General features: G+C 65.6%; 11 protein-coding genes. All 11 read right to left on the minus strand.

Translation table 11 applies throughout. From position 1 onward, the window contains the following. Positions 1-65: 65 nt before the first annotated feature. The 11 genes from BSY239_RS09375 to hisS all read right to left on the minus strand — a co-directional run bounded on the left by BSY239_RS09375 (position 66) and on the right by hisS (position 11,594). On the minus strand, positions 66-1,454 hold the full coding sequence (locus BSY239_RS09375; RefSeq protein WP_069046617.1) for an adenylosuccinate synthase: 1,389 nt from the start codon (positions 1,452-1,454) through the stop codon (positions 66-68). Continuing rightward, the gene (locus tag BSY239_RS09380; protein WP_069046618.1) at positions 1,451-2,644 is read right to left on the minus strand and encodes an ATP phosphoribosyltransferase regulatory subunit; all 1,194 of its coding nucleotides are present in this window, start codon (positions 2,642-2,644) and stop codon (positions 1,451-1,453) included. Before BSY239_RS09380 ends, BSY239_RS09375 begins: the two co-directional genes overlap by 4 nt. Before the next feature lie 118 nt (positions 2,645-2,762). Further along, positions 2,763-2,945 carry a DUF2065 domain-containing protein gene (locus tag BSY239_RS09385; protein WP_069046619.1) on the minus strand — a complete coding sequence of 61 codons (183 nt, stop codon included), beginning with the start codon at positions 2,943-2,945 and terminating at the stop codon, positions 2,763-2,765. A gap of 59 nt (positions 2,946-3,004) precedes the next feature. After that, the gene (gene hflC, locus BSY239_RS09390; protein WP_069046620.1) at positions 3,005-3,898 is read right to left on the minus strand and encodes a protease modulator HflC; all 894 of its coding nucleotides are present in this window, start codon (positions 3,896-3,898) and stop codon (positions 3,005-3,007) included. Positions 3,899-3,929: 31 nt separating this feature from the next. Next, complete coding sequence (gene hflK / locus BSY239_RS09395) at positions 3,930-5,237, minus strand: FtsH protease activity modulator HflK (RefSeq protein WP_069048892.1); 1,308 nt, start codon at positions 5,235-5,237, stop codon at positions 3,930-3,932. 134 nt (positions 5,238-5,371) lie between these two features. After that, on the minus strand, positions 5,372-6,556 hold the full coding sequence (hflX, locus tag BSY239_RS09400; RefSeq protein WP_069046621.1) for a GTPase HflX: 1,185 nt from the start codon (positions 6,554-6,556) through the stop codon (positions 5,372-5,374). Between the two features lie 79 nt (positions 6,557-6,635). Further along, entirely contained in the window at positions 6,636-6,905 is a 270-nt protein-coding gene (gene hfq / locus BSY239_RS09405) for an RNA chaperone Hfq (RefSeq protein ID WP_083239899.1), read from the minus strand. A gap of 65 nt (positions 6,906-6,970) precedes the next feature. Beyond that, entirely contained in the window at positions 6,971-8,305 is a 1,335-nt protein-coding gene (gene der / locus BSY239_RS09410) for a ribosome biogenesis GTPase Der (RefSeq protein ID WP_069046623.1), read from the minus strand. A gap of 40 nt (positions 8,306-8,345) precedes the next feature. Continuing rightward, the gene (gene bamB / locus BSY239_RS09415; RefSeq protein ID WP_069046624.1) at positions 8,346-9,461 is read right to left on the minus strand and encodes an outer membrane protein assembly factor BamB; all 1,116 of its coding nucleotides are present in this window, start codon (positions 9,459-9,461) and stop codon (positions 8,346-8,348) included. A gap of 41 nt (positions 9,462-9,502) precedes the next feature. Next, entirely contained in the window at positions 9,503-10,177 is a 675-nt protein-coding gene (locus BSY239_RS09420) for a YfgM family protein (protein ID WP_069046625.1), read from the minus strand. A gap of 103 nt (positions 10,178-10,280) precedes the next feature. After that, positions 10,281-11,594, minus strand: coding sequence for a histidine--tRNA ligase (gene hisS, locus BSY239_RS09425; RefSeq protein ID WP_069046626.1), 1,314 nt, complete (start codon positions 11,592-11,594; stop codon positions 10,281-10,283). Positions 11,595-11,614 lie beyond the last annotated feature (20 nt).

Raw genomic sequence — 11,614 nt, forward strand, 5'->3', positions numbered from 1 at the left:
GTATCGGTCGGGATTCTTGCACGGTGCGCGGCCGGGTGGGCCGCAGATGCACCGCTCAGCCGTGCTTAGCCGTGATAGGGGTGGTGCAGCAGGATGGTGTGGTCGCGGTCGGGGCTGGTCGACACCACGTGGATCGGCACGCCGGTGGTTTCCTGAATGCGCTGCAGATAACGGCGCGCGTTCTCGGGCAACTTGTCGTACTGCGTCACACCCACCGACGAATCGCTCCAGCCCGGCAGGGTTTCGTAGATTGGCGTGCAACGCGCGATGTCTTCGGCGCCCAGGGGCAGGATGTCGATGGTTTCGCCGTCGAGCTCGTAGCCGGTGCAGAGCTTGAGTTCGGTCAAGCCGTCGAGCACGTCGAGCTTGGTGATGCACAGACCGGTGAGGCCATTGACCTGCGCCGAGCGCTTGAGCAGCGCCGCGTCGAACCAGCCACAGCGGCGGCTGCGACCGGTGGTCACGCCCTTCTCGGCGCCCACGGTGGCCATGTGCCAGCCCGGTGTGCCTTCTTTTTCCCAGTCGAGTTCGGTCGGGAACGGGCCACCACCCACGCGGGTGCAGTAGGCCTTGGTGATGCCCAGCACGTAATGCAGCAGGCCCGGGCCCACGCCGGAGCCTGCAGCAGCGTTGCCCGCCACGCAGTTGCTCGACGTGACGAAGGGGTAGGTGCCGTGGTCGATGTCGAGCAGCGTGCCCTGCGCGCCTTCAAACAGCAGGTTGGCGCCGGCCTTGTGGGCCTCGTTGAGCTCGCGCGACACGTCGGCGATCATGGGCTTGAGCAGCTCGGCCTGTTGCATGGCTTCGGCATACACCGGCTCGAACTGGATCGCGCCGTCTTTCATGTAGGCGGCGATCTTTTCGTCCCAGACCATGTCGGCCGAATGCAGGTAGCTGGTGAGCAGGTGGTTGTGCAGGTCGAGCAGCTCGCGCAGCTTGGCGGCGAAGCGCTCGGGGTATCGCAGGTCCTGCACGCGCAACGCGCGGCGGGCGATCTTGTCTTCGTAGGCCGGGCCGATGCCGCGGCCGGTGGTACCGATCTTCTCGGTGCCGGCCTTGACCTTGGCGGCTTCGCGCGCGATGTCGATCGCAGCGTGGAACGGCAGGATCAGCGGGCAGCCTTCACTCACGCGCAGGCGCGAGCGCACTTCGACACCGGCCTTTTCCAGCCCGGTGATCTCTTCAAACAACTTGCCCACCGAGAGCACGACGCCGTTGCCGATGTAGCACTTGACGCCCGCGCGCATGATGCCGCTGGGGATGAGATGCAGCGCGGTCTTCACGCCGTTGATGACCAGCGTGTGGCCCGCGTTGTGGCCCCCCTGGAAACGCACCACACCGGTGGCGGTCTCGGTCAACCAGTCGACCAGCTTGCCTTTGCCCTCGTCGCCCCACTGGGTCCCCACCACCACCACGTTGCGACCGGGTGTCACGGCGCTGCTGCTGTTCGTCATTGGCTGATTTCCGTTTGAATGTTCTTCACTGTCCATGCGCCTGCCTGGGCCGCGTCGGGCACCAGTTCGCGGTCGCAATGGAATTCGTCGACTTCGTGTTCATGGCCGGGCAGCACGCACACCACCGTGTGGCCCTGCGCCCGCAGGTTGACCACGGCGCTGCGCAGGCTGGCGTCCATGCCCCAGGGCGCACGGATCGCGGCGACCAGGGACCGAGGCGCCACGGCGGCCACGAGTTCTTTCAGGTCCAGGCTGAAACCCACCGCCGGGCGGTTGCGGCCGAACACGGCGCCCACCTCGTCGTAGCGGCCACCCCGGGCCAGCTCCAGCGACTGCCCCGCACTGCCCTGCCCCGCCTGGGCAAACAAGGCGAAGCGCATGCCGGTGTAGTAGGCGTAGCCGCGCAGATCGGCGAGGTCGATGGACACCGCCATGTCTTGCGCTTGCGCAGCGAGCCAGCGCAGGTTGTCCAGGGCCGCGTGCAAGGCGGGCGACGCCTGCAGCGTGTGCTTCGCTTCATCGAGCACCGCCACATCGCCGAAGAGGCGCGGCAGCGCGCACAGATCGCGGCGCACGTTGGCCGGCAGGTCGCGCGCCAGCACCTGGAGTTCGGCCACGTCCTTCGCATTGAGGGCTGCATGGATACGGGCCTCCTGCGGCGCGGTCAACGTCACCGGCGCGAGCACGGCGTCGATCACGCGCACGTCGGCCATGTCGAGCTGCAGACCCTTCACACCGGCCACGCGCAGGCAGGCCTGGGCCAGCTCGATCACCTCGAGGTCGGCCTCCAGCCCTGCATGTCCGTAGATCTCGGCGCCGAACTGCAGCGGTTCGCGACTGGCCAGCGGGCGGTCAATGCGCGTGTGCACCACCGGACCGCAGTAGCTCAGACGCGCCACGCCCTGGCGGTTGAGCAGGTGCGCGTCGATGCGCGCCACCTGCGGCGTGCTGTCGGCACGCAGGCCCAGCGTCCGGCCCGACAACTGGTCGACGAGTTTGAAAGTTTGCAGGTCGAGCGCTTCACCGGTGCCGGTGAGCAGCGATTCAAGATGCTCCAGCAAGGGCGGCATCACCAGCTCGTAGCCATAGCCACGGGCGGTATCGAGCAAGCTCCTGCGCAATTCTTCGATGTGGCGGGCCTCGGAAGGCAAGACATCGGCTATGTGATCCGGGAGGACCCAGGCAGACATGGGCATTTTCAGGAGCTGTTAAAACCGCGATTTTACCGGGGTGCGGAAGGGTATCCGCCGGGTGATCGCGCAAGGTGCCGGGAGCGGGCGATTCCAACGCCCGCCTGGCGAGGGAAATTCAGCCGAGCAGCCAGACCATCAGCACGCCGATGGCCACGCAGATCAGGCCGAAGAAACGCAGCTGTCCGTCGCGCAGCCCGAGCATTTCAGAGAACACCCGGCGCCACAACTTCGGTGCCACCAAGGGAAGGATGCCTTCGAACACCAGCACGAGGGCCAGTGCGGTCCAGATCGGTTCCACGCCACAAGGGCCGCGCGCTCAGCGCTGGCGGAAGGAACAAGCGCCGCGCGACATACGGCTCACCTGCTCGGCGCCAGGTTGCTGCTGCGCAGCGACTTGAAGAAGTCGGACGAAGGATCGACCACCAGCACGTCGGACTTGCTGGCGAAGCTCGACTTGTAGGCTTCCAGGCTGCGGTAGAACTGCGCAAAGGCCGGGTCGCGACCGAACGCTTCGGAGAACGACGCAGCGGCTTTGGCATCGCCCTCACCCTTGATGAGCTGAGCGTCGCGGTAGGCCTCGGACACGATCACTTCGCGCTGGCGGTCTGCATCGGCGCGGATCTTCTCGCCTTCGGCAAAACCGGTGGAGCGCAGTTCGTTGGCCACGCGTTTGCGCTCGGCTTCCATCCGCTGGTACACCGAGGCGGTGATGCTTTCGGCGTAGTCCACGCGGGTGATGCGGACATCGACCACATCCATGCCCCAGGGCTTGTCGGCGCTGCGCACCGCGGCCAGCACCTCGCGCTTGACGTCGGCCATCAGCTCTTCACGACGGGTTGACAGCAGCTCGTTGACGGTGCGCTTGTTCACTTCCTGCTGAAACGAGTTGCGCACCACACGGTTGAGCTGCAAGGCGCCCGCGCGCTCGGTGATACCCACGTTGCGGATGTACTCCTGCGGCTCGGCGATGCGCCAGCGCACGTACCAGTCGATCACAACACGTTGCTTCTCGGCGGTGAGCGTCGGTTCGGTGTCGGTGCTCTCCAGCGTGAGCAGGCGCTTGTCGATGTAGGACACGTTCTGGAACGGCGGGGGCAGTTTGAAGTTCAGGCCCGGCTCGGTGACGACCTGCTTGATCTGGCCTAACTGGAAGACCACGCCGAACTGGCGCTGGTCGACCACGAACAGCATGGAACTGGCGATGGCCAGCGCCACGACGAGGCTGGTGAGGATGAAACCCAATTTGTTCATGTGCGTTGCTCTTTGGTCTCGTTTGCGGCGCTCAGCGGCTCTCGCGTTCGCGCGAGCGGGCTGCGTTGTCGAGGCTGCGGCTGGCCGGCGTGGACGCCGTGCCCGCGCTGGGCGGTGGAGTGACGGTCGAGGGGCTGGTCGTTGGTGACTGGGCCGTCATCTGCATGATCTTGTCCAGCGGCAGGTACAGCAGGTTGTTGCCGGCCTTGGAGTCCACCAGCACCTTTGTCACGTTGCTGTAGATCTCCTGCATCGCGTCCGTGTACATGCGCTCGCGGGTGACCTGCGGCGCCTTCTGGTACTCGGTCAGCACCGAGGCGAAACGTTGCGAATCACCTTGCGCCTGCGCCACGATGCGGGCGCGGTAGCCTTCGGCTTCTTCGGTCAGGCGGGAGGCGGCACCACGGGCGCGCGGCACCACGTCGTTGGCGTAGGCCTCGGCTTCGTTCTTGGCGCGCTCGCGCTCCTGGCCAGCCTTGAGCACGTCGTCAAAAGAGGCCTGCACCTGCTCGGGTGGACGAACGCCGCCTTGTTGCAGGTTGATGCCGACCACCTCGATGCCCACGCTGTAGCGGTCCAGAATGGTCTGCATGAGCGCGCGCACGCGGGGTGCAATCTGATCACGCTCTTCGGCCAGGGCGGCGTCCATCTTCATCTTGCCGACCACTTCACGCACTGCGGTCTCGGCCACCTTGACCACCGACGCATCGGGGTCGCGGCTCTCGAACAGGAAGGCGCGCGCGTCGTTCAAACGGTACTGCACCGCAAACTTGATCTCGACGATGTTCTCGTCTTCGGTGAGCATGGCCGACTCGCGCAGGCCGGTGGCGGGCACGATGTTGTCGCGCCCCACGTCAACCGAGCGGATCTGCGTCACGAACACGGTTTCATGGCGCTGGATCGGGTACGGCAGGCGCCAGTTGAAACCAGCGCCCACGGTGCTGTTGTACTTGCCGAACTGCGTGATGACGGCCTGCTGGCCCTCTTGCACGATGAAGAATCCGGTGCCCAGCCAGATGAGCGCCGCTACACCGACAATGAGGCCCGCACCGATCCCGGTGGTCTTGGGGCTGGGGTTGAAGCCCGGCATGCCGCCGCCGCCCGATCCGTTGCCGCCACCCTGGCCACCACCCTTCTTGCCCAGCAAACCACCGAGCTTGCGGTTGAAGTCGCGCCACAGTTCGTCGAGATCCGGCGGACCCTGGTTGGGGCCTTGACCCCGCGGACGCTGCGGCGTGCGGTTGTCGTCGTTGCGCTCGGGTTCCTGGCCGTCCTTGGAACCTTCGTTGCGTGGAGCGTCATCGCCCCGGCCCCAGCGCGGGTCATTGAGATTGAACATGCCCAACACCTTGTGCCAGGCCCGTCGTGGGGCGGCGCGTGAGCCATGCTCGGCAGGGCGGGCGGGGGTTTGCAGATTCACATCCATGTGTTGCCAACTCTTTGTCAATTTCAAAACCATCACATTGTGCCCAATCAGCAGGGCGAACTTTCATTTTCGGGGAACGCCCCCGGGCTCTCGGGGCCTTGCCCGCCCCCGGCAGCCAACACCTGCGCCGCCAACAGAGCCCTGAGGGCAGGCAAACCCTCGCCCGTTTGGGCACTCACGTAAATTCGAGGCACCGTTTGCCCATCCAGTTCCATTTGATCGGCGAGAACGAGCGGAATGTGGACTTCGTCGATCGCGTCCAATTTGTTGAACACCAGGATTTGAGGCACATGCTCGGCCCCGATGTCCTTGAGCACGCCCATCACCGAGGCCATCTGTTCGGGATGCGAAGGGTTCGAGGCGTCCACGATGTGCAGCAGCAGGTCGGCATCGGCCGCCTCCTGCAAGGTGGCGGCAAAAGCGTCGACCAGGCCATGCGGGAGGTCGCGAATGAAACCCACCGTGTCCGACAAGGACACCGAGCGGCCCGCCTCGCCCAGGTAGAGCTGCCGCGTGGTGGTGTCCAGCGTGGCGAACAGCTGATCGGCCGCGTAGGCCCGCGCCTTGACGAGGCCGTTGAACAGGGACGATTTGCCCGCGTTGGTGTAGCCGACCAGCGAGATGGAAAAAGTGTCGCGGCGCTCCCGCTGGCGGCGCTGCGTGGCGCGCTGCTTCTTCACCTTTTCCAGTCGCTCCTTGGTCCGCTTGATCGACTCGCCGATCATGCGGCGGTCCAGTTCGATCTGGGTCTCACCCGGACCGCCGCGCATGCCGATGCCGCCACTTTGCCGCTCCAGGTGCGACCAGCGCCGCACAAGCCGGGTGGAAAGGTATTGGAGCCGCGCGAGTTCGACTTGGAGCTTGCCCTCGTGGCTGCGCGCACGCTGGGCAAAGATTTCCAGGATCAACAGCGTGCGGTCGTTGACCGGCATCCCGAGATGCCGCTCAAGATTGCGTTGCTGCGCAGGGCTGAGCGATTGATCGAAGAGGACTTCCGCAGCACCGGTCGCCTGCGCCAGCAGTTTGATCTCGTCTGCCTTGCCGGAGCCGACAAACAGGGCCGGGTCGGGCGCACGGCGTTTGCAGGTGACGCGGTCGGCCACGCTGTAACCCGCGGTCTGGGCCAGCAAGCCGAGTTCCTCCAACGGAGCGTCGAAATGGGGCGTGCCAAAGTCCACCCCCACCAGAATGACCGATGGGGTGGACGTGGCGGCGTGTTCGGGAGATTTCAAATCGCTTCAGCGGTGATGCGCCGGGCGATGCGAACCGGACGGCGCATCGGCACCGCGCCGGTTTCAAGGGGAAAGACGTTCAAGGAGCGGCGGACTCGTCCGCAGGTGCGGCGGAGAACTGCACGGGGCGGCCCGGAACGATGGTGGAAATGGCGTGCTTGTAGACCATTTGCGTGACGGTGTTCCGCAAGAGAACCACGTACTGGTCGAACGACTCGATCTGACCCTGCAACTTGATGCCATTGACCAGGTAAATCGACACGGGCACGTGCTCCCGGCGCAGCTGGTTCAGAAAGGGGTCTTGCAAGAGTTGGCCTTTGTTATTGCTCACGATATGCTCCGTGTTCAGAAAAAAGTGGATAAGGAAAGCACCATACCACAGGGCTTGTACTGCTCAAGCCTGCCGGGCAATTCCTATTCCTTGAAGGGATTGGTTGAGGTTTTGAGTTCGATCCGCAACGGCGTGCCGACCAGATCGAAGGCCTTGCGGAAACGCCCTTCGAGGAATCGCTTGTAGGAATCGGGCACGTGTTCCAGCGAATTGCCATGGATCACGATCACGGGTGGATTCATGCCGCCTTGGTGCGCGTAGCGCATCTTGGGCCGGAACATGCCACCGCGTGTGGGCGCCTGGAACGCCACCGCCTCGGCCAGCAGCCGGGTCAGCACCGGGGTCGACATCTTGCGCGTGGCCGACGCCTGGGCCTGGATGATCGATTTCCACACCGGGGCCAACCCCTGGCGCTTCTGCGCAGAGATCAGGTGCAAGGACGCAAACTTCAGGAAGGCCAGCCGGGTTTCGATCTGGCGCTCGACCTGTTCTCGCTGGTAGGCATCCACCGCGTCCCATTTGTTGATGGCCACCACCACCGCGCGGCCGCTTTCCAGGATGTAGCCTGCGATGTGCGCGTCCTGGTCGGTCACGCCTTGTGTGGCGTCCAGCAGCAGCAGCACGACATTCGCGTTTTCAATGGCCTGCAGCGTCTTGACCACCGAAAACTTCTCGATTGCCTCGAACACCCGTCCCTTGCGGCGAATGCCGGCCGTGTCGATCAACTCGAACTTCTGGCCGTTGCGCTCGAACGGCACCGAGATGGTGTCGCGCGTGGTGCCGGGCAGATCGAAGGCGACCAGGCGCTCTTCGCCCAGCCATGCGTTGATCAGGGTGGACTTGCCCACGTTGGGCCGGCCTGCCACCGCCAGGCGGATCACGCCGGCCGGCGCGGGTTCTTCCTCTTCATCTTCCGGCGGCAAGCCGGGAATGCGCTCCATGGCCAACTCGACCATGGAACGAATGCCCTGCCCGTGGGCGCCGGAGACCGGCAGCACTTCGCCCAGTCCCAGCTCGTAGAACTCGACCAGCTGCAAACCCTGGGTCATGCCCTCGGCCTTGTTGGCCACCAGCACGCAAGGTTTGCCCAGCCTGCGCAGGTAAACCGCGATCTCGTGGTCTTGCGCGCTGATGCCGGCGCGTGCATCCACCACGAACAGCACCACATCGGACTCGGCCACGGCCTGCCGCGTCTGCTTGGCCATCTCCTTGTAGATGCCCTCGGTGGCATCGGGCTCGAAACCGCCGGTGTCGATGACGATGTATTCACGTGCACCGAGGCGGCCATTCCCGTAGTGTCGATCACGGGTGAGGCCGGCAAAGTCGGCCACGATGGCGTCGCGAGAACTCGTCAGGCGGTTGAACAGGGTGGACTTGCCCACATTGGGGCGGCCCACCAGGGCGATGACGGGTTTCAAGGAAAGCTGCTTTCGTTCAAGAGGCGGTTCGGCTCAGCCGTTATTGGGGGCGCCAGGCGTACAGGCCGCCATTGCGCGTCTGTACCACGAGCGCGTCGCCCGAGAGCACAGGTGCCACCAGGATGGGTGAACCGTCGGTGCTCAGTCGTGTCATTTCGCTGCCGTCTTCGCGCGAGACCAGGTGCACCAGGCCAGTGTTGTCGCCCACGGCGACCACGCGACCCAATGCCACCGGAGCGCTGAGGCCGCGGTATTTCAAGCGGTCAATGCTCCAGGCGGGCTCGCCGGAGGCGCGTTGCCAGGCCTGGAAGCGGCCTTCGCCATCGGCGCCGAACACCAGGCGATCGTCACCGTGCACACCAGTGGTGCCTTGGTTGGCGCGGGACCAGATCACGTTGCCACGCGCAGCATCGACGCACCCCACGGCGGCTGAGTAGGCCCGCGCGCAGACGTTGTCACCAATCCGGCTCACGGGGCCGACGATGTCCACCAGACGCTCCACCTCGTTGGTGCCGCGCGGCGTGGCGATCGGGGCTTCCCAGCGCACCGAGCCGTTGGTCGGGTTGAGACCCACCAATCGACCCGACAGGCCCGCCACCAAGGTGTCGCCCACCGCCAGCAAGGCGCCGCTCTGGCTGAGCACCAGCGGTTCGGCGGTGCGCGACTGGGCCCACAAACGGGCCCCGTTGCGCGCGTCAAAAGCGGTGACGGTGCGGTCGGCCGTGAGCACGAACACGCGGGCACCGGCCACCAGCGGCGCCGTGAAGGCGCGCGCGGGCAGGCGCACCCGCCAGAGTTCGCGACCATCGGCCAGCGCCACGAGGTGGTTGCTCTGGGTGACCACCGCAGCGGTCTGCCCGTCGGAGCCCACGCCGGCGGCGATGGGTGTGCCCAGGTTCAAGCGCCACACGTCCTGACCGGTGGCACCATTGAGCGCGACCACCGTGCCGGCGGTGCTGGCAGCGAACACGCGGCCGCCCGCGACCAGTGGAGTCAGGGACTCGGTGGTGGCGCCCACCTGCGCGGTCCAGGCTGCACGCGTGCCCATGAGGGCAGCAACCGGGGGCAGCTCGGTGGGCTGGGGCTTCTTGGCGCCCGACGAGCAGGCCGACAGACCCGCCAGCGCCAGCACACCCAGGCAGGCGGCGCGCACCATCCAAGCTGTGGAAGAAGGTTTGATGGAATTGAGAACTGGGTTCAACGGGCGACCTCGGTTGTGGGGGCCAGGGTGGAAACATCCACGCCCAGCGAAGCCAGCTTCACCTCGACCAGGCGGCGGTATTCGGTGCGGTTGGTCAAGCCCTTCCAGGCGGTCTGGTACTGGGCCTTGGCTTCATCGGCCTTGCCCTGCGCCATCAACACATCGCCGCGGCGATCGGCCACCAGCGGCTCGAACGACTTGGGCACCGGGGCTTCCAGGGTCTTGAGTGCCTGGTCATAGGCTTGCGCCTCGATGTCCAGCGCCGCGAGCCGCAAGCGGGCGACGGCTTTGTAAGCGTCATCGGACGACTTTTCAGCAGCCCAGGCCAGCGCAGCGCGTGCCTCGGGCAGCTTGCCCGCATCGAACAGCGTCTTGCCGGCCTGCAGAGCGGCTTGGCTGGCGAAGGTAGTGCTGGCGAACTGGGCCTGCATGTCGGCCAATGCACGCTGCATGCGGTCTGCGTCTTTGGCGAGTGCGGCGCGGTCGACTTCATCGTACAAGGCCGCAGCCTTCGCGGCCTGGTTGCGCTGCCAGTAGTTCCAGCCGTTCCAGGCGGCAAACGAACCGAAGACCACGATCAGCACCCAGCTGATGAGGTTGCCGTACTGGCTCCAGAAGTGTTTGATCTGATCGAGCTGTTCCTGCTCTTCAAGGTCGAGGTGTTTGGCCATGCTGCAAATTCGATTCGGGTTCGGGCGCCGGGAGCGCAACGCTCGATTGTAGGCGGGTGGCTGCGGCTTCCCCGCCTCTGCAAGCCGGGAAGGCCGGGTGGGTTCAGTGGCTGCGCAGACTGGCGGCCCATTCGGCCACCTGCGCGATCGGCAGCAGGCGCTGCGCGGTTTCCTGCGAGGGTGCATCGGTGTCGGGCCGCGGGCCGCGCAAAGGCTTCACAGCCACACTGCCTTGCTGCAGCTCTTGCTCGCCAAAGATCAGCGCAAAGCGGGCGCCGCTGGCGTCGGCCTTCTTGAACTGCGACTTCATGCTGCCCATGCCATCGGCGCCGCCCGCGTGCATCTGCACGTTCACACCGTGCTGTCGCAGAGCCCGCAACACCGGCATGACCTGGGGCACATGGGCCGCGTCGGGCACCACGGCATACGCGTCGGGCACAGGTTGTTCAGGCAACTTGCCCTGCTCTTTCAGCAGCTCGAGAATGCGCTCCATGCCCAGCGCCCAGCCCACGGCCGGCGCGGCTTTGCCGCCGATCTGTTCGAACAGACCGTCGTAGCGGCCGCCGGCGCACACGGTGCCTTGTGAGCCCAGTTGCGTGGTGACGAACTCGAACACCGAGAGGTTGTAGTAGTCCATGCCGCGCACCAGGCGCGGGTTGATGCGGTAGGCAATGCCGTGCGCATCGAGCAGGCCGCGCAGGCGGTTGAAGTGATCGAGTGATTCGGCACCCAGGTGGTCCATCAGGCGCGGCGCGGCGTTCACCAGGGCCTGCATGGCCGGATTCTTGGTATCCAGGATCCGCAGCGGGTTGCTGTGCAAGCGGCGTTTGGCCTCCTCGTCGAGCTGGTCCGCATGGGCTTCCAGGTAGGCGATGAGGGCCTGGCGGTGCGCCAGCCGCTCGGTGGGTTGGCCCAGGCTGTTGATTTCGAGTTCGATGCCGGTGAGACCGAGCTCGGCCCAGAGATCGCAAGCCAGCACGATGAGCTCGGCGTCCACGTCGGGCCCGGCAAAGCCCAGGGCCTCGGCACCGAACTGGTGGAACTGGCGGTAGCGACCGCGCTGCGGGCGCTCGTGGCGGAACATCGGCCCCATGTAGTACAGGCGCTTGCCACCGTCGTACAGCAGCGAATGTTCGAGCGCGGCGCGAACCACGCCCGCCGTGTTTTCGGGGCGCAGCGTGAGCTGCTCGCCGTTGAGCCGGTCTTCAAAGGAGTACATCTCCTTCTCGACGATGTCGGTCACCTCGCCCAGGCCGCGCACGAACAACGCGGTCGGCTCCACGATGGGCGTGCGCAGGTTGCGATAGCTGTAGCGGCGCATCAGCGTGCGCAGCGTGTCTTCGAGCCATTCCCAGTGCGCGGACGCGGGAGGGGCGATGTCGTTCATGCCTTTGACGGCGGTTAGTTTTTCTGCCATGTGCTGGAAGTCGGTGCGTT

Origin of the sequence: Hydrogenophaga sp. RAC07 (genome assembly GCF_001713375.1) — a bacterium.
Taxonomy (GTDB): domain Bacteria; phylum Pseudomonadota; class Gammaproteobacteria; order Burkholderiales; family Burkholderiaceae_C; genus Hydrogenophaga.